Origin of the sequence: Flavobacterium sp. 2 (assembly GCF_049949195.1) — a bacterium.
In the GTDB taxonomy this organism is placed as follows: Bacteria; Bacteroidota; Bacteroidia; order Flavobacteriales; family Flavobacteriaceae; genus Flavobacterium.
Genome location: NZ_CP188206.1, coordinates 2023356 through 2048921, shown reverse-complemented (window position 1 = coordinate 2048921; position 25566 = coordinate 2023356). Strand labels below are relative to the sequence as shown.

24 protein-coding genes and 2 tRNA genes are annotated in these 25566 nt (G+C 33.1%); 13 read left to right on the top strand and 13 right to left on the bottom strand.

The window, feature by feature from the left end; genetic code table 11:
* Positions 1-183 precede the first annotated feature (183 nt).
* Positions 184-1437: a DUF445 domain-containing protein gene (locus ACNFIH_RS08785; protein ID WP_426486324.1), complete on the top strand. Its 1254-nt coding sequence runs from the start codon at positions 184-186 to the stop codon at positions 1435-1437.
* Positions 1438-1632: 195 nt separating this feature from the next.
* Here the strand turns inward: ACNFIH_RS08785 and gpmI are convergent, their stop codons facing one another.
* Both gpmI and ACNFIH_RS08775 read right to left on the bottom strand, forming a co-directional pair.
* Positions 1633-3150 carry a 2,3-bisphosphoglycerate-independent phosphoglycerate mutase gene (gene gpmI / locus ACNFIH_RS08780; protein ID WP_426486323.1) on the bottom strand — a complete coding sequence of 506 codons (1518 nt, stop codon included), beginning with the start codon at positions 3148-3150 and terminating at the stop codon, positions 1633-1635.
* A gap of 139 nt (positions 3151-3289) precedes the next feature.
* A complete protein-coding gene (locus tag ACNFIH_RS08775; RefSeq protein ID WP_426486322.1) occupies positions 3290-5719 on the bottom strand; it encodes a DUF5916 domain-containing protein in 2430 nt (809 codons plus the stop codon).
* Between the two features lie 321 nt (positions 5720-6040).
* On the opposite strand from ACNFIH_RS08775, the gene ACNFIH_RS08770 reads away from it, so the two are divergent.
* Entirely contained in the window at positions 6041-6763 is a 723-nt protein-coding gene (locus ACNFIH_RS08770; RefSeq protein WP_426486321.1) for a murein L,D-transpeptidase catalytic domain family protein, read from the top strand.
* On the opposite strand, the gene ACNFIH_RS08765 is transcribed toward ACNFIH_RS08770, so the two are convergent.
* Positions 6752-8344, bottom strand: coding sequence for a L,D-transpeptidase family protein (locus ACNFIH_RS08765; RefSeq protein ID WP_426486320.1), 1593 nt, complete (start codon positions 8342-8344; stop codon positions 6752-6754). The genes ACNFIH_RS08770 and ACNFIH_RS08765 overlap by 12 nt on opposite strands.
* Position 8345: 1 nt before the next feature.
* Positions 8346-8783: a GNAT family N-acetyltransferase gene (locus tag ACNFIH_RS08760; RefSeq protein WP_426486319.1), complete on the bottom strand. Its 438-nt coding sequence runs from the start codon at positions 8781-8783 to the stop codon at positions 8346-8348.
* Positions 8784-8918: 135 nt separating this feature from the next.
* On the opposite strand from ACNFIH_RS08760, the gene ACNFIH_RS08755 reads away from it, so the two are divergent.
* Both ACNFIH_RS08755 and ACNFIH_RS08750 read left to right on the top strand, forming a co-directional pair.
* A tRNA-Gly gene (locus ACNFIH_RS08755) sits at positions 8919-8991 on the top strand.
* Positions 8992-9062: 71 nt separating this feature from the next.
* Positions 9063-9135, top strand: a tRNA-Gly gene (locus ACNFIH_RS08750).
* 131 nt (positions 9136-9266) lie between these two features.
* Here ACNFIH_RS08750 and pepE read toward each other — a convergent pair.
* Positions 9267-9974, bottom strand: a complete 708-nt coding sequence (gene pepE / locus ACNFIH_RS08745) for a dipeptidase PepE (protein WP_426486318.1) — start codon at positions 9972-9974, stop codon at positions 9267-9269.
* 164 nt (positions 9975-10138) lie between these two features.
* Here pepE and ACNFIH_RS08740 point away from each other — a divergent pair, with 164 nt between their 5' ends.
* The 7 genes from ACNFIH_RS08740 to ACNFIH_RS08710 all read left to right on the top strand — a co-directional run bounded on the left by ACNFIH_RS08740 (position 10139) and on the right by ACNFIH_RS08710 (position 16202).
* Positions 10139-10909 carry a carboxypeptidase-like regulatory domain-containing protein gene (locus ACNFIH_RS08740; protein ID WP_426486317.1) on the top strand — a complete coding sequence of 257 codons (771 nt, stop codon included), beginning with the start codon at positions 10139-10141 and terminating at the stop codon, positions 10907-10909.
* Positions 10896-11624 carry a carboxypeptidase-like regulatory domain-containing protein gene (locus tag ACNFIH_RS08735; protein ID WP_426486316.1) on the top strand — a complete coding sequence of 243 codons (729 nt, stop codon included), beginning with the start codon at positions 10896-10898 and terminating at the stop codon, positions 11622-11624. Before ACNFIH_RS08740 ends, ACNFIH_RS08735 begins: the two co-directional genes overlap by 14 nt.
* Entirely contained in the window at positions 11614-12369 is a 756-nt protein-coding gene (locus ACNFIH_RS08730; protein ID WP_426486315.1) for a hypothetical protein, read from the top strand. Before ACNFIH_RS08735 ends, ACNFIH_RS08730 begins: the two co-directional genes overlap by 11 nt.
* Complete coding sequence (locus tag ACNFIH_RS08725; protein WP_426486314.1) at positions 12366-12872, top strand: DUF6702 family protein; 507 nt, start codon at positions 12366-12368, stop codon at positions 12870-12872. The genes ACNFIH_RS08730 and ACNFIH_RS08725 overlap by 4 nt, the downstream gene beginning before the upstream one ends.
* A gap of 66 nt (positions 12873-12938) precedes the next feature.
* On the top strand, positions 12939-15185 hold the full coding sequence (locus ACNFIH_RS08720; protein ID WP_426486313.1) for a M1 family metallopeptidase: 2247 nt from the start codon (positions 12939-12941) through the stop codon (positions 15183-15185).
* A 104-nt stretch (positions 15186-15289) separates the two neighbouring features.
* The gene (locus ACNFIH_RS08715; RefSeq protein WP_026730602.1) at positions 15290-15637 is read left to right on the top strand and encodes a Sec-independent protein translocase subunit TatA/TatB; all 348 of its coding nucleotides are present in this window, start codon (positions 15290-15292) and stop codon (positions 15635-15637) included.
* Between the two features lies 1 nt (position 15638).
* A complete protein-coding gene (locus ACNFIH_RS08710; RefSeq protein ID WP_035651718.1) occupies positions 15639-16202 on the top strand; it encodes a phosphatase PAP2 family protein in 564 nt (187 codons plus the stop codon).
* 179 nt (positions 16203-16381) lie between these two features.
* Here ACNFIH_RS08710 and ACNFIH_RS08705 read toward each other — a convergent pair whose 3' ends face one another.
* The 7 genes from ACNFIH_RS08705 to ACNFIH_RS08675 all read right to left on the bottom strand — a co-directional run bounded on the left by ACNFIH_RS08705 (position 16382) and on the right by ACNFIH_RS08675 (position 21827).
* Complete coding sequence (locus ACNFIH_RS08705; protein ID WP_426486312.1) at positions 16382-17104, bottom strand: phytanoyl-CoA dioxygenase family protein; 723 nt, start codon at positions 17102-17104, stop codon at positions 16382-16384.
* A 62-nt stretch (positions 17105-17166) separates the two neighbouring features.
* The gene (locus ACNFIH_RS08700; RefSeq protein ID WP_132989390.1) at positions 17167-17808 is read right to left on the bottom strand and encodes an O-methyltransferase; all 642 of its coding nucleotides are present in this window, start codon (positions 17806-17808) and stop codon (positions 17167-17169) included.
* A 110-nt stretch (positions 17809-17918) separates the two neighbouring features.
* A complete protein-coding gene (locus ACNFIH_RS08695; protein ID WP_035651725.1) occupies positions 17919-18287 on the bottom strand; it encodes a hypothetical protein in 369 nt (122 codons plus the stop codon).
* Positions 18288-18495: 208 nt separating this feature from the next.
* Entirely contained in the window at positions 18496-19089 is a 594-nt protein-coding gene (locus ACNFIH_RS08690) for a YceI family protein (protein ID WP_426486311.1), read from the bottom strand.
* A 215-nt stretch (positions 19090-19304) separates the two neighbouring features.
* On the bottom strand, positions 19305-19856 hold the full coding sequence (locus tag ACNFIH_RS08685; protein ID WP_426486310.1) for a hypothetical protein: 552 nt from the start codon (positions 19854-19856) through the stop codon (positions 19305-19307).
* 4 nt (positions 19857-19860) lie between these two features.
* A complete protein-coding gene (locus ACNFIH_RS08680) occupies positions 19861-21252 on the bottom strand; it encodes a hypothetical protein (RefSeq protein WP_426486309.1) in 1392 nt (463 codons plus the stop codon).
* Positions 21253-21257: 5 nt separating this feature from the next.
* Positions 21258-21827 carry a YceI family protein gene (locus ACNFIH_RS08675; protein WP_426486308.1) on the bottom strand — a complete coding sequence of 190 codons (570 nt, stop codon included), beginning with the start codon at positions 21825-21827 and terminating at the stop codon, positions 21258-21260.
* A 287-nt stretch (positions 21828-22114) separates the two neighbouring features.
* Between ACNFIH_RS08675 and rlmN the strand changes: the two genes are divergently transcribed.
* A complete protein-coding gene (rlmN, locus tag ACNFIH_RS08670; RefSeq protein ID WP_426486307.1) occupies positions 22115-23158 on the top strand; it encodes a 23S rRNA (adenine(2503)-C(2))-methyltransferase RlmN in 1044 nt (347 codons plus the stop codon).
* Between the two features lie 293 nt (positions 23159-23451).
* On the opposite strand, the gene ACNFIH_RS08665 is transcribed toward rlmN, so the two are convergent.
* Positions 23452-24312 carry a hypothetical protein gene (locus ACNFIH_RS08665; protein WP_426486306.1) on the bottom strand — a complete coding sequence of 287 codons (861 nt, stop codon included), beginning with the start codon at positions 24310-24312 and terminating at the stop codon, positions 23452-23454.
* A gap of 156 nt (positions 24313-24468) precedes the next feature.
* Here ACNFIH_RS08665 and ACNFIH_RS08660 point away from each other — a divergent pair, with 156 nt between their 5' ends.
* Positions 24469-25446 carry a polyprenyl synthetase family protein gene (locus ACNFIH_RS08660; protein ID WP_426486305.1) on the top strand — a complete coding sequence of 326 codons (978 nt, stop codon included), beginning with the start codon at positions 24469-24471 and terminating at the stop codon, positions 25444-25446.
* Positions 25447-25566: the final 120 nt, after the last annotated feature.

The following is a 25566-nucleotide window of genomic DNA, read 5'->3' as shown; positions in this document are numbered from 1 at the left end:
TTTAATTAAAATTTTTCGCCACGAATTCACGAATTATCTCAAAACAAAATTTTTAAAAAGCATATTACACAAATCAATAATTAATTTTTAAAAGAAATTCGTGAATTCGTGGCTGTTTAAAGTACAAGAACGAGTAATTATCTCAGAAAAAAGCCATAAATTAGTAGTAAAATGTCAATAATCATGGAAATTTCGACGGATCAGGATATAGCAAAAGTAAAAGCATTAAAAAAAATGAAAGCAACAGCTTTGTCGCTTTTAGGTTTTGCTGTGCTTCTTTTTATAATTGCGATTTATTTTAAAATTCCGATGTTGCAGGCTTTTAGTGAAGCGGCAATGGTAGGAGGAATTGCCGATTGGTTTGCTGTCGTAGCGCTTTTTCGTCATCCGATGGGAATTCCGATTTGGCATACCGCTATTATTCCGACCAAGAAAAATGAAATTGGGGAGAATTTGGGAAATTTTGTTTCGGAAGAATTTCTGAATCGGGAAAAATTAGAAATAAAACTAGACGAATTCAATTTTGCAACCAAAGCTTCAGACTGGCTTTCGCAAGAAGAAAATGCAAATAAAATAGCCAATGTAGTGGCGGTAAATATCATTCCCGGCATTTTAAGAACGATAAAAGATGAAGATGTCAAGCGGTTTATCCAAGTGCAGTTCAGAGAAAAAATGGAAGGGATTAATTTTGGAAATTGGGTTGCAGTTGCTTTAGAACCTTTGCAAAAAGGAGAATTAAAAAATCAAATGCTGACGAATCTTCTTGAGGTGATGAGCAGTGAATTGACTAACAATAAAGATTTAATCAGGCAAAAAGTAAAAGCTTCAACACCGTTACTAAGTTTTGGTCTTGCTGACAAAAGTATTACAGAAGGAGTTTTTAATGGTTTGCAGGATTTCTTAAATGAAGCCAAAAAACCTGAAAGTGCGGTGCGTTTAAAGATTGATGAGTATATTTTTAACTTTCTGGAAAAGGTGAAAAACTCCGAAGAAATGAGAGTTAAAATCAACGATATGATTTTGGGATTTGTTGGGAAAAAAGAAGTTCAGGATTACATCAACGGCATTTGGGATGAAATAAAACTTTCAATAACCAATGATTTAGATAAAGGCGATGATTCGTCAATAAAAAACAGCATTTCAAATTTAATTCAGACTTTCGGAAACGGAATTAAAGAAGATCCAATCATGATTGACAAAATCAATAATTTCATTAAAAATGATTTATTGTCGGTTCTTTTAAGCAATAAAAAAGTAATAGGAGATTTAATTTCATCAACTGTAAAAAGCTGGGACGGAAAAGAAGTTTCTGAAAAACTGGAATTAGAAATCGGCAAGGATCTTCAATACATCAGAATCAATGGAACTTTGGTTGGTGGTGTTATCGGGCTTGTGATTTATGGTGTTGAACAGCTTTACCACTATTTTATTATCTAAGATTTCCTAGAATTATACACAGTTTTTGTCATTTCGACGAAGGAGAAATCTTCACAAGTAGCTCCACAATCAGGAGCCAATCTTTGTAGAGTTTCTCGCGAAGATTTCTCCTTCGTCGAAATGACAAAAAAGAGGCAAAACAAAAAAGAGGCAAATTTTATAATTTGCCTCTTTTTTGATAAGGAAAAATATTTTCTATAATAATGAATGACAAGTCATTGCATTTGGTTGTTGCACACCCATCAATTCTAAAATTGTTGGAGCGATATCACCTAAAACACCATTTTGGATATTTTTCAATTCTTTGTCAACTAAAATAATCGGCACTGGGTTTGTTGTGTGCGCTGTATTTGGGCTTCCGTCAGGGTTGATCATTGTTTCGCAGTTTCCGTGATCGGCAATTACAATTGTAGTGTAATTGTTTGCAAGAGCAGCGTCAATCACTTTTTTAGCGCAAGCGTCAACCGCTTCACAAGCTTTAATTGCAGCTTCCATAATTCCGGTGTGTCCCACCATGTCTCCGTTTGCGAAGTTTAAACAAACAAAATCAACTTCACCTTTGTTTAGTTCAGGAACAAGAGCATCCGCCAATTCGTAAGCGCTCATTTCAGGTTGTAAATCGTAAGTAGCTACTTTTGGAGAATTTCTCAAGATTCTTGATTCGCCTTCAAAAGGAGTTTCTCTTCCGCCGGAAAAGAAAAATGTCACGTGAGGATATTTCTCAGTCTCAGCAATTCTGATTTGTTTTTTACCCGCTTTTTCTAAAACTTCACCAAGTGTTTCTGTAATATTATCTTTGTTGTAAACCACTTTTACGTTTTGGTACGTTTCGTCGTAGTTTGTCAATGTTACATAATATAGGTTTAGTTTGTGCATATTTTGTTCGTGGAAATCCTGTTGCGAAAGCGCTTCGGTAAGTTCACGTCCTCTGTCTGTTCTAAAGTTGAAGAAAATTACAACATCGCCTTCAACAATTGTAGCAAGAGGTTTTTCAGTTTCGTCAACAATAACCACTGGCTCAATAAATTCGTCAGTAACATCTTTTTCGTAGCTCGCAAGAACACTTGCAACAGCATTTTTAGATGGAGTTCCAACTCCGTTTACAACTAAATCGTAAGCTAATTTTACACGTTCCCAACGTTTGTCGCGATCCATTGCATAGTAACGACCAACGATTGAAGCGATTTTTACCGGAGTATCTTTAATATATTCATCCAAATCATGAATGTATTTTGCTCCAGATTTTGGGTCAACATCACGTCCGTCTGTAAAAGCGTGAACATAAACCTGATCTAAACCATATTCTTGTGAAGCATCAATTAAACCGCGTAAGTGAGAAGTATGAGAGTGAACACCTCCGTCAGAAACTAATCCTAAAAAGTGTACTTTTTTATTGTTTTCTTTAGCATAAGTAAAAGCATCAATTAAAACTTGTTCTTTCGCAAGTGTTTTGTGTGCTACAGCTAAATTTATTTTGGCTAAATCCTGATATACAATTCTTCCGGCACCAAGATTCATGTGGCCAACTTCACTGTTTCCCATTTGTCCTTCAGGTAAACCAACATTTAATCCGTCAGTTCTTAATTGAGCACTTGGGTAATTTTTGTAAAGACTGTTTATAAAAGGAACATTTGCATTGTCTATTGCAGATACTTTAGGGTCAGGGGATTTTCCCCAACCATCTAAAATCATAAGGATAACTTTCTTGTTCATTACTTTTTGTTTTCTACAAAGATAAGTCATTTCTATACTTTGCAAGAAGACCGCGATACATTTATATTTAATAAAATGAAGCGTATTAAAAAATAATAATTTAATTAAAGAAGGACTTTTTTTTTAAAATTAATTCACGCTAAGCTCTTTTTCTGAGCTTATTTTTGACAGCATTATAGTCAATAAAGTATTTGACACTTACTGAAAAAACATGTTTTAAAGCGTCATTATTTAGCAAGGCTGTCACGTTATCTTTGAATTGCTTGTCGATAATGCGTTCAAAATTGTCGGCATTATTGCGATATAACACAGAAACCTGACTTCCGGGAGCAAACCACCATGAATAGGATAGATCAGTATTCCAAGAATAAAAACTTGAATTTTTGTTATCAGTATATTCAGGATAAGGAGTTAAAGTGCCATCTTGCTCCAATTGTAAAATATCTAAATTTTCGGCATATGACCAATATTGTCTAACCGATAAATTAAAAGTCATTGTACTGTTTAAGGCGTATTTTCCACCAAGTGTATTAGAATAAGTAACTACATTTCGATTAGCAAAAACAATATTGTCTGGCGTACTTTCATTGTCATCTCCATCTACGTTGTCAATATATCCTTTATTATTGTTTTTTCTGAAAAAGCTGAAATAATAGGTCAACAATAATTTGTCATTAAAACGATATCTCGGACCTACATCAACTCCATACGCCATTCTTCCAGGTTCGTCGGCAAATACTATAGACGGATTAAGGTCCAGTGCAAATTTTTTATTATAATTAGTCGAAACACTTCCCCAAGCCTCAATTTTTCTCGGAATAATAACATATCTGTTGTCAGCTCTTGGCTCGTAATAATCATGAGATTCTAAAGGATAAATGGTAAATCCTCCTCCGTAATAATTATTTTTTACAGTAGTCAAATTTACATTCGCATTAATGCTGTTGTCTTGAATTAGCCCAGATTCTTTATTGAATTCGGCATACATATTATAGTTGACTCTAAAACTATTGAAAAGCTTCGTTGGATTTAGAATTCTATAATTGGCATTTCCATAAAAATTATAATAATTAGTGTAAAAGTTGATTCCAAGATCATTAGGATCGTAGCCTTTCGTCACAAAATCAGAACCAACGCTGTAACGATATTTTCCGCTTGTTTCAGCAAAACCAATGGTTGTATAAATACCATTTTTATCTTCTTCCATATTGATATGGCTGTATTTTGCATTACCGTATAAACTGTAGGTATTTGCTTTTGTGTTTAAATCCCAAGCCAGACCGGTTACGTTCGCATCTCTGTAATGGGTATTTCGGGTAACATTTGTATTGATAAAAGTAACGGATGAGTTTTTTCGAAAACGCTGATCAAGAACCAAAACATTATAATTAGTCAAAGGTTCAACAATTGCAGTTCTTGTTGCGTTTGAAATCGTATCTTTTATTGTTGCGTATGTTTTTTCGGTAACGGCATTTAAAACCCCAATTCCTAATCCTCCTTTAGTTCTTCCTGAAACTTTCAAAGCATTAATAAGATTAACGTTTTGAACATTTTCAATGATTTTTTCATTATCATTTAAATCGGGATCAATGGATGGACTTCCTCCGATTCTTCGAGAATAAAAGATATTTCCTTTTTTGAACAAATCGGTTCCTTCTGTAAAAAAAGCACGATTCTCGTTAAATTGCTGTTCAAACGGACTAAGATTCAGAATTCGATCGTCGTATTTTGTTTGTCCAAAATCTGGAATCAAAATGGCATCAAGTGTAAAAGCATCATTAATTCCGTATTTGATATCCATTCCACCTTTCATTTGACCGTACGTTTTTTGGCCGTCAGCTGCGTTTAAATAATAAGATGCATAGGGCAAAAAGAACAATCGAGTAGGAGGTTTGATGTTTTCAATTCCGGCCAACTCTCCATTTTGTTGGGTAAAAGTTCCAATTTTGGTATCAATTAAATTCCAGGTATATTTTTTGCGTTCACGTTTTACTTCTCTAAAAAAGTTGATTCCCCAAGTTTGCTTATTTTCTGCAGAAAAACGAAGCGCCGCATACGGAAGTTTAATTTCGACAATCCAGCCTTTGTCTGTAATACGGGCTTTGCTCAGCCAGACAGCATCCCAGGAATAATCCTCTCCAATTGCGTCTGTCATAATACAATCGCCCTGAACGTCGGCAGCTGATACGAAAAATTCAAAATTTTGCTGTCCGTCATTAAAGCCATTTACAAAAACGCCAAAAATATCGGCAGTTCCAAAATTATCGCGCTGTGATATTTCTTTTAAAATTTTATTTGGCTCATCGTCATACATTATGGCGCCTATATAAATAGCATCATTATTATAAAGAACTTTAATCTCCGTTTTTTTTCCTTCGGGAATTGGCTTGCCGTTATCCGGCTCAAACATGATAAAATTAGTTGCAATTGGCGTATTTTCCCAAGCCGCTTCATCTAATTTCCCATCAATCGAAATAGATTCCACAGTTGATTGAGCCTGAAGGATTTTCTTCTGGCTATAACTCCAAAAAGTGGATAAAAGAATACTTAAGAAAACTAATTTTTTCATGAAATTTTAAAGGAAAATGGCTGATCAAAATGATATTACTGCACTAATAGACTTCGATTTGTTTCAATTGTTACAGTTTTAAGCGTCAAAAATAATGTTTAATTGTATTTTCTTTAAGAAAAGGATCAAAAACATTTAGATTTTTCAAGTGGTAAATATCTTACAAAAAAATCAGTTTTTCGACTAAAATGCAAATTTTTTACTATTATTCTGTTAAAATTTCAGCAAAAAAGCACGGATTCACTGTGTTGAGTTTCAAACGCTTTAATTTTTTTATATTTTTGCCCTACCCAAATTTAAGTATTAACCTAAAGAAATTCAATGATTTACAAAATTTATCCCTTGTTTGTGTTTTTCCTGTTGTCTTTTGGTAAAGATTCAAAAAGCACTCCCGAAATTAAAACTACAGCAACAAAAAGTATTGCTAAAGTTGCAAAACTTACAGTTGATGCTAAAATTGAAAATGTGTATGACAATTTAAACGCAAACCATTTTCAGTTGCCAGAACTTAAAACTTTTTCTGAAGCTTTGAAAGGATTTTACCTTTTAAAAGAAAGAGGAGTGGTTCAAAAAGACATTTTAACGCTGATTGATTTTAGTATGTCATCAAATAGTAAACGCCTTTGGGTGATTGATTTGTCGACTAATACTATTCTATTTCAGTCGTTGGTAGCCCACGGAAGAAATACAGGAGAAGAATTTGCTTCTTCATTTTCAAATAACAATTCGTCTTATAAAAGCAGTCTTGGTTTTTATGCCACAGGCGAAATTTATCAGGGAAAACATGGAGCTTCGCTTCGCCTAGATGGATTAGAAAGAGGATTTAATAGCAATGCTCGCGAAAGAGGAGTGGTAATGCATGGTGCTGATTATGTATCAGAATCTTTTATAAGAAATCACAAAAGATTAGGCAGAAGCCAAGGCTGTCCTGCTATTCCTTTTGAATTGAGAGACGAAATAATTGAAACAATAAAAGGTAAATCGTGTTTGTATATTTATCATCCATCAAGAAGTTTCTCGATGGAAGAAAAGCTAATCTCTTAATTTAGCATACAAGTCCGAATCCAGATTATAAATATCAGCTCTGAAAATGAGCTGATTTTTTTTGCTCCAAGCTGTCCAGTACCATTGATATAAAGCATATTTTTTTGTGATCTTGAAACTCATTGTTTTTTTAGAAGCAATTATAGTGTCAATTTTTACTTTTGAAAATCGTACTGTATCGTTTAAAATATGTTCCGCCAGTTCTAACGGATTTTCTATTCGAACACATCCGGAACTTAAAGAACGGTTGCTTCTGCCAAAATAGTTGCGATGATTCGTATCATGCAAATAAACACTATGATGATTTGGAAATAAAATTTTCATAACGCCCAATGAATTAGTGTAGCCGGGACTTTGCACGTATCGATAATTGTTAGGTTTGTTTTCGTTCCAGGAATTTGGCTCAACAACATTTCCTGAAGTATCATATATAGTAATGTTTTTATTGGCTAAATAATTACGATTACGCTTCATTGCAGGGACAACATCTTCTTTTAAAATAGTTGGCGGAACTGTCCAGGTTGGGTTAAAAACGACTGTCCTTAATGTTGAGGTAATAATAGGTGTTTTTCTTTTGCTGGTTCCAACAACAATATTTCTAACTAAAGTAGTATCTTGAACTTCAACAACATTTAAGCTATAATCCGGAATGTTGATTATGAAATAATTTTCGGCAAAATCGGTTGTAAACCATCTCCAACGTTCTAAATTGGCAATGATTTGTTGTTTTCTTTTTTCTTTGGAATAATTGAGTTCTCTGATTGTTCCCTGGCCAATAACTCCGTCAGAAGCTAAGCCGTGTCGTTCTTGGAATTTTTTAATTGACTCAAATGTTTTTTTGTTGTAAATGGTACTCAAACTGTCTTTTCCAGTCATGTCTCCCCAAAAAAGCAATCTTTTTTTGATGTTGATTAGCGCAGCGTTGCTCTCGTTTAAACTTATTTTTTTTGTCAAAGAATCAGTAGTTATTTTTTCGATATTGTCATCGGGAAAAGTATCAATGATTTCTAGCGCTTTAAGCAATTCTTTATAAGTTTCTGATTTCGGCTGAATGTTGTCTACAATGCTATCTAATTTATTTTTGTTGAAAGCTTTAATGAGAACATCATTTACGTCAAGAGTTTTTTCGTCCAAATCCCAATCTGTGTATAATTTTTTAGGATCTAACTTTCCCTTGAAAAGATGATTTAGATATTTTTCAAAATTATAAGTCAGTAAAATATCATAAGTTGCCAAGTCTTTATCACTTAGCGAGCTAATCCTTTTTTCAAATTTTTGCAATTGTTCAGCTTTGTAATCTTCTGGTTCTAAGCCTAATTTATCTGAATTTTGCAATTGTGATAAAACATAAGTTCTTTTTTTTAGATTTCCCCAAACTGTTTTATTTTCAGATGAACTATAAAATTGTTTAAGTGTTTCACTTTTATATGAACCAATTATTGCCGTATCAATTTCGACTGATCTTTCGTCTGTAAGAATAATTGCCGGAGCCTTTTTTTTAACAATAGGAATAATTTTCGGCTCTTCTTTTTTACAACCGATAAATATGCATATTGCCAAAAAAAAGTAAAGTTTCTTCATTTTATAATTTTTTATACATCAAATAGTGTTCGCCAACATCTTTAATATCAAATGCCTCACCCAGAGTCTGATAATTCATTTTTTTATAAAAGCCAACGGCAGCGGTTCTTGCATTAAACCAAATCACATCAACTTTGTTTTCATTACAGTAAGCTTCGCAATGTTGAACTAAAGCTTCTCCAAAACCCTTTTTTTGATGCGTTTCTAAAACAGCCATCCCGCGAATTTGGGCTTGATTTTTTTCGGCAAATATAGGATTGATTTGTGAAAATAATGAAATTATTCCTGTTAAATTTTTGTTTTCAAATAAACCAAAATGATGTGTTGTTTCTAAATCATCTCCTTCAAAGATACAGCTTTCGATAGGTTTTCCTGCTCTTAAAACAGGTTGACGAACGATATAAGTTTCTTTTGATGGGATTTCTTTAATAATACTCATGATTTTTTTTAATTTTTTTCAATTTATAACTTTTTAATTTTAAATGGGTTATAAATTATTGTTGTTTTTTATTGAATTTTTTTGCCCAAAAGCTTGTTTTGAACTTAACTTTCTTTTTATATTTGCACCACCAATGCGAAAGTAGCTCAGTTGGTAGAGCTCCAGCCTTCCAAGCTGGTTGTCGCGAGTTCGAGCCTCGTCTTTCGCTCTAAAAATAAATAATTTTTAGATTTTTATTTTTTTAGAAATTAAAATTATTTATATTTGCACCCTGTTAATGCGAAAGTAGCTCAGTTGGTAGAGCTCCAGCCTTCCAAGCTGGTTGTCGCGAGTTCGAGCCTCGTCTTTCGCTCTTCAAAAGCCTCAAACATTGTTTGAGGCTTTTTTGTTTTTATTTCTTATTTAATACCATATAAGTTATATAAGTAAGTTTTTTGCAGAAGCTTTATTGAATGAACTTATATAATTTATATGGTGGAAAAATTATTTCAAAGTGCTTAAGTCGCTTTCAGTTTCTAATTCGATCGGGGTCTCGTTTTGTTTGAATAAACGCGCCGTAAGATTTCCTTTTAAAGTGATTTTTTCTCCTTTTACTTCCAGCCAGCTTCCTTCTCTTAAACCTAAAACGGGAATCGAATTGAAAGCATGAAATTCTTTAATTCTGGTTTCGCGCGTTTCTCCCATATGTTTTGATTGTAAATCTGGATCTAAATAATGCGGATTTAAGTTGAATGGAATTAATCCTAAAGTCTGGAAACTTGGTGGGTAAATAATAGGCATGTCATTTGTAGTCTGCATTGAAAGACCGCAAATGTTGCTTCCGGCACTTGTCCCTAAATATGGCGTTCCGTTTTTAACGGTTTCAGCAAGAAGTTGCATGATGTTGTGTCTGTATAATTGTGTTACCAATAAAAAAGTGTTGCCTCCGCCTGTAAAAATTCCTTCTGCATTTTTAATAGCTGCTTGAGTATCTTCAAATTCGTGAATTCCTTTTACGGTAATATTGATTTTTGCAAAAGCTTCAGAAACTTTTTGAGTATAATCGTCATGCGAAATCCCGCTAGGACGAGCATACGGAATAAATAAAAGATTTTTGCAATTTTTAAAATGAGATTGTAATGTCGGTAATAAATACTCTAAGTAACTGCCTTCATGGAGAGTAGAAGTGCTGGCAATAATAACGCTTTTCATAATTTTTAAAATCAGATTCTGTATGCTAAAGATATTAAAAACTCTGAGTTTGATGACGATTGCTGAAGTTTAATTAACATATTTTTACCAAGTCCTTAATACTAAATTTGGAATACATTAAGATATTTTTACGGCTTTAAGAATAATTTTAAATTTTCATTATTTTGATAAATAAAATTGCTTGTTTTTTACTTGTTGTTTGGGGGCAAAATGTTAGCTCGCAAGTTCAGGAACGAACTTTAATCAGCGGAAAAATCGCTTCCGGCAATTCTGATCTGGAGGGTGTCTACGTGGTTAATGCTCAGACTGAAGTAATGACTGTGACTGATGCTTTGGGGAGTTTTTCGATTTTGGCAAATGCAGGTGATACGCTGGTTTTTTCATCGATTCAATTTAAAGAAAAGAGAATTTTATTAACTGCGGATAATTTTTCTGACATTAATTTTACTGTTAGATTGAGTATGGTTATGCATCAATTACAAGAAGTTGTGGTCAGAAATTATAATGGAATAAATGCGGAGTCATTAGGGATTGTACCGTACGGACAAAAAACATATACTCAGGCTGAAAGAAGATTGCATACGGCAACAGCTTTAAGTCCTGAAGCGAACAGTAGTAATGGTATGGCAGGAGGGTCTATTTCGGCAGATCCATTGCTGAATTTTTTCTCAGGAAGGACAGCAATGCTTAAAAAAGAAGCCGAAGTGGAGAAAAAAGAGGCTTTTATGAAGCTTTTGGAACGAATGTTCAGTTTAGAGCATTTTGTTGACCGATTGAAAATTCCTTTGGAATACGTAAAAGGGTTTGAATATTACGCAGTTGAGAATGATAAGTTTACTGTTATTTTAAATTCAAAAAATAAAACATCAACCGAATTTTTGCTAGCAGAATTGGCTACTAAATATAAAGAAATGATTGCAAGTGAAATCAAATAATACTTTACATATAATCTTCTTTTTGTTTTTGATTCAGTTTGGTTTTGGGCAAAATTTGGTCAGAAAAGAAATGCTCGGGCAAATTTTTGAACAATCAACTTCTGTTGATGGTGTGAATATTATCAATAATACAACACAGGTTTCGACAATTTCAGATGTAAACGGAATGTTTTCTATTGCTGTTAAGGAAGGCGATGTGCTTGTTTTTTCATCTGTAAATTTAGATCCGCTTAAACATAGAGTTACTGCCGAAGATTTGGCTCTGGATAAACTTCAGATCAAAATGTCGGCTAAAGAAATTGAGTTGAAGGAGGTTGTTGTAAATGAAAATCCCTCTATTACTACTGAAAACCTTGGAATTGTTCCTTATGGACAAAAAACGTACACGCCTGCAGAGAGAAAGGTTTACACAGCCACTTCGACCTCAATTGACAAAATATTGAATAAAATTTCTGGACGTACTGCAATGCTTAAAAAAGAAGTGGTTGTGGAGAAAAAAGAAATGCTTTTCAGAAAATTAGAATATCTTTTTGAAGAGAATTATTATACGGAAAGATTGAAAATTCCTGTCGATGACATCAAAGGATTTCAATTATTTTGTGTGGATGATGCTCAATTTGCCGTATCTTTGAATACAAAGAACAAAACAATGAGTATGTTTTTAATCACAGATTTAGCCAGAAAATATTTAATTATCCTCGAAAATGAAAAATAGTTTATCAGTATTCGTTGTTTGCTTGTTTTGTCAAATTGCATTGGGGCAAAATACGGCCAGGATACCACTTCATGGACAAGTGGTAAATACATCATTATCAATAGAAAGTGGTCATGTAATGAATATTAATGCGAACACTAGAACGTTTATAGGCGCTGGAGGATTGTTTGATATTCTGGCAAGACCAAAAGACACTTTAGTGTTTACCGGAATGGCTTTTCAGTCAAAAAAAATTGTGCTGACTGAAAAAGATTGTGCTCAAATTCTTTTTGTTGTGCCATTAGATTTGGTAAACAACCAATTGAAAGAAGTTGTTGTTCATAAAGAATTAAAAGTTAAATCGTTGGGAGTAGGGTCACAGGCAATTGTGGATATGCAGTTTGAAGATGACAAACAGTCGACTGCGAAAAATACGGCAATGTATTCTGATCAGACTATTAAATACGGAACTGATTTTGTTAGAATCTTTAAAGATGTCAAAAAACTTTTGAGGAAAAAAGACGATGTAAAAGAAGAGGAAATATCAGATATTGCTTTTGTTGCTTATACCAAAGATAATTTCAAACCTGATTTTTTTACTAAAACCTTAGAGTTAAAAGAAGACGAAATAGATTTGTTTTTAATGTATTGTTCTAATGATCCAGAATCTAAAAGGCATGTTAATCCTGATCAAAAATTTGAATTGATTGACTTTTTAATCAACAAGAATAAAGAATTTAAAAAATCGAACGTTGTTCAAAAATGAAAAATAGATTAATTTATCCTTTAATTGGGATATTGTTTTTATCGCTTTCCGCATTTGCATTTCATAAGTTTTATATGGGTGTTTTTCAGGTGAATTACGCCTCTGAAAAAAAAATGATTCAAATCACTTCCCGCATTTTTGCAGATGATTTGAATAATGGAATAGAAAAAAAATACCATAAAAAAACATTCATCGGTACGGAAAAAGAAACTCCGGAAGATGTTGAACTTTTGAAAAAATATTTAGCTGAAAACTTTATTATAAAGGTAAATGGTCAGCCAAAGGCAATAACCTTTTTATCTAAAGAAGTAGAATTCGGAGATGTTTTGGTTTGTTATTCCAGAATAAAAGATATTGATAAATTCAAAACGCTTGAAATTCAAAACACTATTTTAGTGGATTGGAACGCTGAGCAACAAAACATTACACATATTTCAGCATTCGGTACTAAAAAGAGTGTTCTTTTTACAGAATCTTCAAGGAAAGAAGTGTTAAAGTATTAATGGAAAGTTGAAATTATCATTTTAATTGTTATTTTCACACCCTGATAAAATTACCATTAAACTTTTATGAAAAAACTTTCATTATTATTACTTTTTCCTGCAATGCTAGTTGCTCAGGAAAAAGCAAATACTCCAGCAGCTCCAAGACAGCAAGGAAAGTACGATACAAATAAGTTCAGCCAAATGTATGATTTGCTGGCAACTCCAAATATGTTTCGTACGGCATCTGGAGCACCAGGACCAGCGTATTACCAACAGCAGGCAGATTATAAAATTGATATCGAACTAGACGATAAAAATTCGAAAATAACAGGTTCTGAGGTTATTACTTATTCTAATAATTCACCAGACAGTTTAGAATATTTATGGATTCAGCTGGATCAAAATCAGGCAAGAGCAAACGGACAAACTTCTTTAGCAGAAGGAGAAAAACTTAATCAGGTTTTGCCGCTTGAAGGTTTTGCAAATAAATATCTTAAAAAAGATTTAGAGCGTGGTTTTAATATTGAGCAGGTAAAAGATGCTAAAGGAAATCCGATGTCTTACACCATCAACGAAACGATGATGCGTATTAACTTGGCTACTCCTCTAAAACCGGGTGAAAAAATCTCTTTAGCTATAAAATGGTGGTACAACGTTAATAATTATAGAAAAGAAGGTGGACGTTCTGGTTATGAATTATTCGAAAAAGACGGAAACAAATTATATGTAATTGCACAGTTCTATCCTAGAATGGCAGTTTATAATGATGTTGAAGGATGGCAGAACATGCAGTTCTGGGGAAGTGGAGAGTTTGCTCTTCCTTTCGGAAACTTCGATGTAAACATTACAGTTCCTGCAGATCACGTAATTGATGCAACAGGGGAATTAATGAACAGAAGTGAAGTTTTCACTGCTGAGCAAGTTAAACGTTACGAGCAGGCTCAAAAATCTTTTGACAAACCTGTTGTAATTGTAACTCAGGCTGAAGCTGAAGCAGCTGAAAAAGGTTTTTCTGAAAAGAAAAAAACTTGGAAATTCAGTGCTAAAAACGTACGTGATTTCGGAATTGCATCTTCAAGAAAATTCATCTACGATGCAATGGCGGTAAAATTAGGCGGTAAAATTGTTATGGCCGAATCTGTTTATCCAAAAGAAGCAAATCCGCTTTGGGGAGAAACTTCAACAATGACAGTTGCTCATACTTTAAAAAGCTATTCATCTCACACATTTGATTACCCTTATCCAAAAGCAGTTTCTGTTTCGGCAGAAGATCAAGGTATGGAATATCCAATGATTTGCTGGAATTTTGGTCGTCCTGATGAAAATGGAGTAACAAGCAAAGAGGTGAAAAACGGAATGATTGGTGTTGTTATTCACGAAGTAGGACACACTTTCTTCCCAATGATTGTAAACTCTGACGAGCGTCAATGGACTTGGATGGATGAAGGTTTAAACTCGTTCTTAGAATATTTAGCAGAACAAGAATTAGATCCAACTTTCCCTTCAAGACGCGGACCAGCTAAAAATATTGTTCCGTACATGAGTGGTGACCAAAAGTTTTTAGAGCCAATTATGTCAAACTCTGAAACAATTGCTCAATTTGGAAATAACGCTTACGGAAAACCAGCTACAGGTCTTAATATTTTAAGAGAAGTAGTTATGGGAAGAGAATTGTTTGATTACGCTTTCAGAACATACGCAAACAGATGGAAATTCAAACACCCAACTCCAGAAGATTTCTTCAGAACAATGGAAGATGCTTCAGCTGTTGATTTGGATTGGTTTTTCAGAGGATGGTTTTACTCAACTGATTTCGTAGATATTGGAATTAAAGACGTAAAACAATATTATGTTTCTGAAACTCCAACTGCTGATTTGAAAGATGTTAAAGTTAGAAAAGGACGTTTTGGTTTAGACAAAGGACCTTTTGTTTACTTAGTTTCTGGAGATAATGCAGGGGTTAATGCATCTAGCAAAAAAGCATTAAAAGTTGATGACGTAAAATTATTATCTGATTACGTAAATCAGTCTTTTACAGCAGAAGAAAAAGCAGGTTTAAAATCTCCGAAATATTTCTACGAAGTAGAATTCAATAAGCCAGGAGGAATGATTATGCCAATCTTAGTAGAGATTACTTACGAGGATGGTTCAAAAGATAATTATCAATATCCAGCGCAAATTTGGAGAAAAAATAATGATACAGCTAAAAAAGTTTATGCGACTTCAAAAGCAATCAAAAGTATCCAGATTGATCCAAAATTAATGACTGCTGATATTGATGTAACCAACAATGCTTGGCCAAAAACAGAAGAAAAATCAAAATTTGATTAAGAATAAAACGAAAAAGACTCTGAAAAGAGTCTTTTTTTTAAGTAAATTTTAAAACTCTACGCGGCAAAATTTAATATCTTTGTGACCACGTAAAAATAAAAGATATGTTCGGTATAGGAGGAGGAGAATTAGTTTTCATACTGTTTATAGTGCTAATGCTTTTTGGTTCAGATAAAGTGCCAGAAATTGCCCGTACAATGGGAAAAGCTATGGCGCAATTAAAAAATGCAACTAATGATATTAAAAGCGAGATTCAAAAAGGAGCCGAGGCAAATGGTCTTGACACCAAATCGCTTAATAGTATAACAGGTAATATCAATGCTCAGATCAATGAGGCAAAATCCAATATCATAGGAGATTCAGGAAATCTTTTAGGAGATACTGCCACAGAAATTGATAAAGTAAAAGAAGATATTGATTCACTTTCGGGACCTATAAAACGTCAAATGTAATATGCTTGAAAAAATACAAGAACTGGATACAAACCTCTTTGTGTATCTGAATGGTTTAGGTTCTGAAACATACGATAAACTTTGGCTGATTATTACACAGCAATTGTATTGGACTCCTATTTTTCTATTGATGTTTTATCTTATTTATAAAAAAATAGGAGGAAAACAAACCTTGTATTTATTGCTTTTTATAGCCGTTTTGATTGCTTTTACAGATCAGACTTGTAATTTATTCAAACATACTTTTGAACGCTTGCGCCCATGTAATAATCCTGAATTAAAATCGATTATTCGTATTGTTCAGGTTAGACAATCCTATAGTTTTTTCTCTGGACACGCTGCAAATACTATGGCCGTTGCAACTTTTTTATTTTTGGTTTTAAAAAGCCGTTTCAAGTATTTAGGATTTATCTTTTTATGGCCGTTAATTTTTGCTTACAGCCGTATTTATTTAGGATTGCATTATCCAGGTGATATTTTGGCTGGATATTTCTTCGGAGCTCTTTTTGGATCACTAATTTATTTGGTGTACAGAAAATTGAAACCACAATATTTTCCAGGATAGTTTTAGGAGCTTATTCCAGCTTTCCGTTTCATCCCGATAGCTATCGGGATACTAAACAAAATATTTTTCTAAACTATAAAACGAGCTTCCGTTGGTCGCTGTTTTTTGGTAAGAAAAATTATTTTTTTTAGTTCCGGGCTTTTCACTTCAATCTGGGCTAGGACTCGTTTTATGGAGAATTAATTTTGAAGAATTGTTTTCTCACTCCATTCTAATCCATTAGGGAGTTCTTGCTTACTGAATTCGATATGAATGACTCTTCGTCTTTCATTATTTGTGGTTTTGTTTGAGGCATGAAACAATAGCGGTTTCATAATCATAATACCACCTTTTTCAACTTCGCAAATAGTTTCTTTCTCTTTTTTGAGATCAAGATTTTCAATTCTCAAAATTCCTTTTGAATGAGAATTATTGATGACTTTTAAAGCGCCATTGTCTTTTGTTGTTTTGTCAATATGAATTCTGATGGTGAAATTGTTTTCTAAAATTTCTGTAGGAGGTTGTACTGCAAATTGATTTTGCTTTAATGTCCAATTTTCGAAATTTTCAACATCAATTTTCTTATCAACTGAAATTGTCAAATCCTGATGATAAGCAACAAACCAATTTGATTTTTCAGGTTTGTCAAAATAAATGGATTTGGTTATGAAGTATCCTTTTCCAAAGATTGTGTCGATAATGTTCTGCAAATTTTGGTTAAAAATATAAGGCAATGTTTCAGGAATTTCTTTATGAAATTGTCTAATAGCAAATAAATCCTGAGATTTCCTGAAAGTATCATTTTTAGGATTGTTTTCTGTTTTATTTTCAATCAATGAAATTAGATTTTCAATTTCATTTTCTGTAAAAACATTATTTATTATTGAGTAACCCTCATTTTCTACTTCGTTTGAATACTTCATCTAAATAGATTTTAAAAAATGTAAAAAGAAAAACTTAGTGTCTCAGTATCTTAGAATCTTTTTTAAAGTACTCTGCTTACTGTTAACCCATCACGAATAGGCAATAAAACCGTTTCAACGCGTGGATCATCTTTTAATAATTGATTGTATTCTAAAAGAACTTTTGTACTGACATCATTTGGATGAACTGGTTCCAGAATTTTACCGCTCCACAAAACATTATCAGATAAAATAATTCCACCTTTATTCATTTTCGGAACAATCATTTCCCAATAATTCAGATAATTTTCTTTATCGGCATCAATAAAAACCAAATCAAACTTTACATCCAAAGTCGGAATAATATCAATCGCTTCACCCAAATGTTGGAAAATTTGATTTCCCCAAGGCGAGGCATCAAAATATTTTCTCTGAAAATCAACTAATTCTTCCTTAATGTCAATCGTGTGAAGTTGCCCATTTTCCTGCATTCCTTCGCATAAACATAAAGCTGCATAACCTGTATAAGTCCCAATTTCAAGAATATTCACAGGACGAATCAGTTTAGAAAGCATGCTTAAAACACGCCCTTGAAAATGCCCGCTCAGCATTCTCGGCAAAAGTATTTTTTGATACGTTTCTTTATTAAGTTTTGCTAATAAAGCCGGTTCGTTTTCTGAATGCTGTTCGATATAATCTTCAAGTTCTTGTGAAATAAAATGCATTTGTAGAGTCTTATAAATTTGATGCAAAAATACAAAAATAATAACTCTTTTTTGGGCAAAAAAAAACCATTCGTTTTGGCGAATGGTTTTGAATTCAATTTTAAATGAAATTATTTTTTCAATGCTTCATTTACTTCTTTTGCTGTTTTTACAGTTCCGTCTTTTGCTGCTTTTGCTGCATTTTCAACTTTTTGAGCGCCTTTTTTAGTGGCATCTTTTACATCGTCGGCTGCTTTTTTGGTTGCAGTTTCAACATCATCTGCTGCTTTTTTTGTAGCGTCTTTAACATCCTGAGCGGCACTTTCAGTTTTGCTTACTGCGCTGTCTTTTACTTCTTCAATATCTGTTGTCAATGAATCAACTTTGTTTCCTAGAGTTAATTCTTCATCTGCAGGTTTTGGTTCTTTTTTGTCACCGCATGATTGTACAGCGAAAGCTAATAAAGCAACAACAGCTAAGCTTAAAATTTGTTTTTTCATAATGAATTGTCTTTTTAGGTTTATTAAAAAATAAAAGGTTATATCGTTGAAATAATAAAAATACAAATTTTAAAATTGTTGCGCGCTTTGTAAGATTATATTTCTTTTAGGTGCAAGACAATTCCTGTGCCAAATTTTTCTGTTAGGAACCCAAACAATTTAGTTTAAGATTTTTTTAAGTATTTTTTTTTGCTGACTGTGATGTAATCTATTTTATAACCAAAACATTTTCATTTCTTGCAAAATCAGTTAATGTGATATTAAAAAGAACTGTAATTTCTTTCCCAGCTCTTACAACACCAAGGGCTGCTGATGGAGGAGTCATTTCAAAATCCGTAAAATTCATTCGGTTTGATCCTTGAAGTACAAAAGTATCGTTATCATTGGTCATTACTTTTGCCTGAGTTTTAAAATCTTTGCTAACACCTGCAATAGTAAAAGTCCCAATTAAAATCCATGTTGTTTCATTTACCTTATCAGCAGATTTTAATACATATTTGATGTTTTTATGTGTTTTCTTATCCAGAGTTTCGTAAGCAACATCGTCCATGCTCGTTTTGCTGCTTTTTATGCTTTCGGCTGGTAATGTTATAGATAAGTTTTTGATGTCTGTTAATTTTGAATCGGTAATAGTTAAAATCGCACTGCCGGTTCCCTCTGAAGATCGCATTACCCAATCGTGTATGTTAGAGGTTCCTGAAACTTCAAAAGTTGATTTTGTCAAAGAATATCTTTTTTGAGCGTTTACTTGTATTGATAATGTAATAACTACGGCTAATAAAATTGATTTGATCGTTTTCATTTGTATGTGGTATTTAGTTAAATCTTGATAGTTTATAATTCAGTTTGGGTTTGATTATAAATGCTATCTTTTTCTTGAGTCAAATTTATTGCGAACAAATTGCGCAAGAGCTGATAAAAATCATGGTTGAGATTTTATTAAAAACTTATACTAAAGGAAAAACATTTGTCTTCTCTTTAGTATAAGTTCTTGCATACTGTCTTGTTTGAATTTTTTTAATTTTTGTAAAGAATAAAATTTATCACAATATCATCTTTAACCTTTATTAGACCGCCCATTTTTACAGGTGGCACTAATTCAAGATCAGAAAATTTAAGATTAAGCGTTCCTTGAATCTTATTGTCAGAATTGTATAAAATAAAGTCATTGTATTTTAATGATTTGTCTGTTACAATAAAATTGAGTTTACATTTGTAATTTTTACCGTTTGATTTTACATCTGTAATGCAAACGATGCTATTAGGGAATTTTTGTGCTTTAACGGTACCTTGAAGGTCTTTTGTCATTATTTTATTGCCACAATCGAAACTTGACATTTTAATTGCAGTATTAAAAGTGTTTTTTTTGTTTGAATTTATATAAATCGTATCTCTTATTGAAAAAGTATTTGAGCAATTATATTTGCCTACAGTTGATATTCCGGTAATTTCTATTTTTATTTTGTTTATTAATATAGCTGTGTCATCTGTTAAAGAAGAGGGTTTAGCACTTCCTAAAGAAAAGAAAACTACTAAACCCGTAATTAAAAAAATAAATCTATTAAGCATTTTGTCAAAACAAGATTACAGCTTCGAACATTAGTCCTTTAAAGCTACCACCAAAAAGATCGTTTGGAGTTGCTCCATTAAATTGAGAGAAGTTTTTATAGTTTTGATCTACATACTCTAATTTTGCCAGGACATTTTTAGTCATAAACCAACCCGCAGCAGCTTCAAATCGATTTATTTGAATGGTTTCTGCATTTACATTCGAGAGTTTTCCATCAACTAAATTATACTTTCCACCAACATAAAATCTTTCTCCTTGACCAAAACGATAAACCAAATCTCCAACATATTGATTTACTTTTCTACTGTCATCTGTTCCTTTATAGTCACCTCCAGAAGTAAATTCTAATGTTCCAAAAAATTCAAGACCTTTATATTTGATAAAAGGGTTTACCATATAGGATGTTGCCCAGTTTCCATAATTAGGATTAAATCTGCCCGTGTCTTTATTTGCTGTTGGATCAAAGTTGTTTGCAACAGTGCTTACAGTTGCTCCAGTTGCGGGATTAATAATATTATACTCAGAGTGGCTCATTACTCCATAGAAACGGCTACCGGCTCTGTCTGATGCGTATAAATTACCGCTAGAATTTGCTGTGTGATAATAAGAACCTGTTAATCTAATTCTTAGGTCTTCATTGATTTGCTTGTCCCAACCTAATTTTGCAAGAATTGAGGGGCTTATCGTCGTGTTTGAATCTGGTTTTGCAGCAGTAGGCGTTGCAGGCACAATTTCTTGAACGTTTTGGTTCAATTTAGAGTTGGTGACTCCAATCATACTTACAAAACCAGATCTGTTGTAATAAACTTCGGCTCCCATTTCGGTAATAAAGGCGTCCATTATGTTGTTTCCTACGAACGGATTCATAAAGGCATTTCCGTTATCAGATCTTCTAAAGTGCGCGTCACCATAGTTGTTCTCCATTTGACCAATTTTGATAGTAGTGTACTTCATGAAATCGCCAAGGAAATCTTTTTTAATGAAGTCTAATTTGTCAATTTGCAAATAGCCTCCTTTTACCCAAGTCTCGTTGTGGTGTCTAGAAGCCAAGTAAACATCTAAATTTACACGGACACCATCATATAATTGTGCTCCAATTGTAAAGTTGGCATTTGGTAAATTGAAATTATTCTCTAGATTGTTCAGTCTGTAGTTTGGCGCGGTAGGAAGGTTTTGCTGGTAGTTGAACGAATTTACAGCTTGAAATTGAAGTGCAAACGCGGCACCCATATCAACACTTAATCCTTTGAAAGCAACAGTATCTTTTTTAACATCAAATTGATTAATTCCTTTTTGATCTCTCGGAATTTGATTTTGAATATGACCAAAACTAACCTGTGCGTTAATAGCAAATGTACTTGCTAACGTAATAAATACGGCATAAATCTTCTTCATGGCGGTTATAAATTAAAGTTTAAATTGAATTTTATGGTTAAATCTTGTCCGGTTTTAATTGTTCCAAGCAATGCGGTTGGAGATTTCATTCCAAAATCAGTAAAAGTGATTCTGTTTGATCCCTGAAGATTTAATCCATCTTTTGTAACAGTTGTTTTTGCTGTGGTTTTGTAGACTTTGCTGACTCCGGCAATTGTATAAGTTCCTGTTAGTTCCCAAGTCGTTTCGTTTACTTTTTCGGCAGATTTTAAAACATATTTAATGTTTTTGTTTTTGTCTGTTTTCAAAGTTTCATACGCTATTTTGTCCATGTTTTTTTTCTCGCTTTTTAGGTTTTCTGCTAAAAGCGTAACAGACAGCGATTCGATTTCAGTGAGCTTTGAATTGGCTATTGTTAAGTTTGCTAATCCGGTTCCAGAACCTGATTTCATTTCCCAATCATGCAGCGTTGAGGTACCTGAAACCGAAAAAGCAGATTTAGAGTCTAAATTGTATGATTTTTGTGCAACCACAAATGATGTAATTCCTAAGAATGTTATCAGTGATAATATTAATTTTAATTTTACTGTTTTCATTTTGTATTGATTTTATGTTTGTAGTGTAGTACTATGCGCATTTACTAATCTTGGGTCAAATATATCTTAGTTTTTGTAGTTTTTTTATGACAAAAATCATTGTTAAAATTTTATTAAAACAGTATTTATAACTACAACGTTTTCATTGCTTATGTTTTTGGGGAATCCTATAACTGTTTAGACAGAATCATTGGTTTTAACTTGTTTAGGTATGTTAATTTTTTCATTTTTACAGATTGGTTCTTTCTTTATTCTTTTAGAAATGAACAAATACTTAACTTTGCAGTATGCAAATGGAGAAAAAAGATATAAGAGCCTTATCAAAAGAGCAATTGCGAGATTTTTTTGTTGCTAATAACGACAAAGCTTTTCGCGGAAATCAAGTTTATGAATGGTTGTGGAGTAAAGGGGCGCATAGTTTTGAAGACATGACCAATGTTGCCAAAACAACACGTTCAATGCTTGAAGAAAATTTTGTAATCAATCATATTAAGGTTGATACAATGCAGCGTAGCAGTGACGGAACAGTTAAAAATGCTGTACGTTTGCATGATGGTTTAGTGGTAGAATCAGTTTTGATTCCGACCGAAACCAGAACAACGGCATGTGTTTCGAGTCAGGTGGGTTGTAGTTTAGATTGTAATTTCTGCGCTACTGCGAGATTAAAACGTATGCGAAATCTGGAACCTGGAGAAATCTACGATCAGATTTTGGCAATTGATAAAGAAAGTCGTTTGTATTATAATCATCCGCTTTCGAATATTGTTTTTATGGGAATGGGAGAACCTTTGATGAATTACAACAATGTCATTAAAGCAATCGATATGGTTACATCATCTGAAGGTTTAGGAATGTCGCCAAAACGTATTATGGTTTCGACTTCAGGAATTCCGAAAATGATCAAAAAAATGGCCGATGATGAAGTGAAATTCAAATTGGCGGTTTCATTGCACTCCGCAATTGATGAAATCCGTGCGAAGATTATGCCTTTCAGCAAAAATTTCCCTTTAAAAGATTTGCGTGAAGCATTAGAATATTGGTACAGAAAAACAAAAAGTAAAATATCCTACGAATATGTTGTCTGGAAAGGAATCAACGACGATAAAGCTTCTATTGATGCTTTAGTGAAATTCTGTAAATATGTTCCTTGCAAAGTCAATTTGATTGAATATAACCCAATTGATGATGGAGAATTTCAACAAGCTTCAGAAGAATCAATTATGGCTTACATAAAAGCTTTAGAGAATATTGGAGTTGTGGTGAAAGTAAGACGCAGCCGAGGAAAAGATATTGATGCCGCCTGTGGGCAATTGGCAAATAAAGAGGCGTAATGGTTTAGTCCCTATGGGACATATTATTATATAACGCATTTGCTTTCTACCGATATTTTATTCCTAGCGGAATATATATTCTGTAAATAATATTGGTAAAAAAATATCTCATAGAATTTCTCCGAGATAATCAAAATAAATATGCTCCGTTAGGAGCAATATATTGGTAGAAAGAATCTACACAATGCAGATATGTCCCGTAAGGACTACACATTTATATATTGATAAAAACAAAAAAGCATTAAAAACGAGATCGATCTTGTTTTTAATGCTTTTTCTTTGGGCAAAAAGGATTATTTTTTCAAATCAACTTCTTCTGTTACGCCATCTTTTGTAATTGTTGCAAGTGTATTACATGTTCCATCGCCATAATCAATAACAGCGGTAGCTCCGTTTTTAGTTATAGATAAAACTCCTTTTACAGGAATAGATTTTTTGCACGATGCTTTAAATTGCAATGGAGTAGTAATTTCAGCAGAGAAAGTATCTCCGTTAGGGAAAGTTGTTGTTCCGCTTCCAGTTACTAAATAAGCATTGTCATCCCAGTTGAACCAAGTATCAAAACCTTCCACTTGTTCTTTAACCAGTGTTCCTTTTCGAGTATAAACGCCGCCATCATCAAAAGTTATTGTCATATCGATTGAGGCCGTAAAAACCGGATGTGCTGTTGCAAGCAAATCGGTTGTTTTTACAGTTCGCACTATGCTTTTGCTTCCTTGAAGTTTTTTGCCATTGTGATAAAATCCATCAAAAGTATAACTAATGGTTTGTGTTGAAGTCGAAAAATCATTAGAAAAAGAAATAACCATTTTTCCTTTTACTGTATTTCCGTTTTCAAGTGTGCAGCCTTCAACGCCAAAATCGACAGTTCTTGTCCAGGTATTGTTTGTTAAGACTGTTGTAATCGTAGCACAACTCGGAAGGAAATTTTTTACCGGTCCGCTTGGTTTTGCAGTTACGTTTTGTTGTGCGCTAAATTGATCTTCGGCAATATTTGTTACATCATCAATTGAGGCATCAATTTTTGAATTTGTGATGATTTCATCTTTTGTAATTGCTGCAGATGATCCGTCGTTTGTTTTTTCATCAGAGTTACAGCTGACAAAAAAAGATAAAGCTGCTAATGTTCCAATAAAGAAAATTTTTGTTTTCATAATAAATTAGTTTTCGTGATTTTAATTAATGAACTCAAATTAGGCTTTAACTAGAATGTTTTTTGGTGGTGAATTTATATTAGTAAGCAAATTGTTGATATACTAACATAAAATACACAACGTTTTTTTATTTAAAATAGTATATTTGAAATCGAAATGAATATTACTTCCCAAATAAAACAGCCTATTTTTAACGAAATGGAACTTTTCGAAAAAAAGTTTCATGAATCGATGACTTCAAAGGTTGCACTGCTGAACCGAATTACGTATTATATCGTAAATCGAAAAGGAAAGCAGATGCGCCCAATGTTTGTTTTCTTGACCGCAAAAATGGTTTCTGGAGGTGTTGTAAACGAAAGAACGTATCGCGGAGCATCTGTAATCGAATTGATTCATACCGCAACTTTGGTTCATGATGATGTTGTAGACGACAGTAATCGCCGTCGTGGATTTTTCTCTATTAATGCGCTTTGGAAAAACAAAATTGCCGTTTTGGTTGGAGATTATTTACTTTCAAAAGGTTTATTGCTTTCTATTGATAATGGCGATTTTGATTTATTGCGAATCATTTCTGTAGCCGTTCGTGAAATGAGCGAAGGTGAATTGCTTCAAATCGAAAAAGCCCGAAGACTTGATATTACCGAAGATGTTTATTACGAAATTATCCGAAAAAAAACGGCGACACTTATTGCAGCTTGTTGTGCGCTTGGCGCGAAAGCTGTAATTGAAGATGATGCTCAGGTTGAAAACATGCGTAAATTTGGAGAGCTTATCGGAATGGCATTTCAAATAAAAGATGACTTGTTTGATTATAGCGAAGAAGCCATCGGAAAACCAACAGGAATCGATATTAAAGAGCAAAAAATGACTTTACCTTTAATTCACGTTTTAAATACTTGCACGCCACAAGAAAAAAAGTGGCTGATAAATTCCATTAAAAACCACAACAAAGACAAAAAGCGCGTAAAAGAAGTTATCGCCTTTGTAAAAAATAATAATGGTTTGGCTTATGCCGAAAATAAAATGGTTGAATTCCAGCAAGAAGCGCTTTCGCTGCTTCAAAACTTCGAAGATTCTGAGTATAAAGAGGCGCTGACTTTGATGGTGAATTATGTTATTGAGAGAAAGAAATAATTTCTATAATTAGATAATCAGAAAATTTGTCAATTAGATAATTGATGTTAATTTTTCGAGCTATAAAATAAAAAAACCTCTTTTAAATTTTAAAAGAGGTTTTTTTATTTATTAAAAAGT

Coding starts and splice junctions, on each gene's coding strand:
- ACNFIH_RS08725 (WP_426486314.1), top strand. CDS start 12,366: ATGAAAAATAGATTAATTTATCCTTTAATTGGGATATTGTTTTTATCG.
- ACNFIH_RS08700 (WP_132989390.1), bottom strand. CDS start 17,808: ATGCATTTTATTTCACAAGAACTTGAAGATTATATCGAACAGCATTCA.
- ACNFIH_RS08705 (WP_426486312.1), bottom strand. CDS start 17,104: ATGAAGTATTCAAACGAAGTAGAAAATGAGGGTTACTCAATAATAAAT.
- ACNFIH_RS08690 (WP_426486311.1), bottom strand. CDS start 19,089: ATGAAAACGATCAAATCAATTTTATTAGCCGTAGTTATTACATTATCA.
- ACNFIH_RS08665 (WP_426486306.1), bottom strand. CDS start 24,312: ATGAAAACAAAAATTTTCTTTATTGGAACATTAGCAGCTTTATCTTTT.
- ACNFIH_RS08710 (WP_035651718.1), top strand. CDS start 15,639: ATGCTTGAAAAAATACAAGAACTGGATACAAACCTCTTTGTGTATCTG.
- ACNFIH_RS08675 (WP_426486308.1), bottom strand. CDS start 21,827: ATGAAAACAGTAAAATTAAAATTAATATTATCACTGATAACATTCTTA.
- ACNFIH_RS08770 (WP_426486321.1), top strand. CDS start 6,041: ATGATTTACAAAATTTATCCCTTGTTTGTGTTTTTCCTGTTGTCTTTT.
- pepE (WP_426486318.1), bottom strand. CDS start 9,974: ATGAAAAGCGTTATTATTGCCAGCACTTCTACTCTCCATGAAGGCAGT.
- ACNFIH_RS08680 (WP_426486309.1), bottom strand. CDS start 21,252: ATGAAGAAGATTTATGCCGTATTTATTACGTTAGCAAGTACATTTGCT.
- ACNFIH_RS08785 (WP_426486324.1), top strand. CDS start 184: ATGGAAATTTCGACGGATCAGGATATAGCAAAAGTAAAAGCATTAAAA.
- ACNFIH_RS08715 (WP_026730602.1), top strand. CDS start 15,290: ATGTTCGGTATAGGAGGAGGAGAATTAGTTTTCATACTGTTTATAGTG.
- gpmI (WP_426486323.1), bottom strand. CDS start 3,150: ATGAACAAGAAAGTTATCCTTATGATTTTAGATGGTTGGGGAAAATCC.
- ACNFIH_RS08765 (WP_426486320.1), bottom strand. CDS start 8,344: ATGAAGAAACTTTACTTTTTTTTGGCAATATGCATATTTATCGGTTGT.
- ACNFIH_RS08695 (WP_035651725.1), bottom strand. CDS start 18,287: ATGAAAAAACAAATTTTAAGCTTAGCTGTTGTTGCTTTATTAGCTTTC.
- ACNFIH_RS08685 (WP_426486310.1), bottom strand. CDS start 19,856: ATGCTTAATAGATTTATTTTTTTAATTACGGGTTTAGTAGTTTTCTTT.
- ACNFIH_RS08720 (WP_426486313.1), top strand. CDS start 12,939: ATGAAAAAACTTTCATTATTATTACTTTTTCCTGCAATGCTAGTTGCT.
- ACNFIH_RS08775 (WP_426486322.1), bottom strand. CDS start 5,719: ATGAAAAAATTAGTTTTCTTAAGTATTCTTTTATCCACTTTTTGGAGT.
- ACNFIH_RS08760 (WP_426486319.1), bottom strand. CDS start 8,783: ATGAGTATTATTAAAGAAATCCCATCAAAAGAAACTTATATCGTTCGT.
- rlmN (WP_426486307.1), top strand. CDS start 22,115: ATGCAAATGGAGAAAAAAGATATAAGAGCCTTATCAAAAGAGCAATTG.
- ACNFIH_RS08660 (WP_426486305.1), top strand. CDS start 24,469: ATGAATATTACTTCCCAAATAAAACAGCCTATTTTTAACGAAATGGAA.
- ACNFIH_RS08730 (WP_426486315.1), top strand. CDS start 11,614: ATGAAAAATAGTTTATCAGTATTCGTTGTTTGCTTGTTTTGTCAAATT.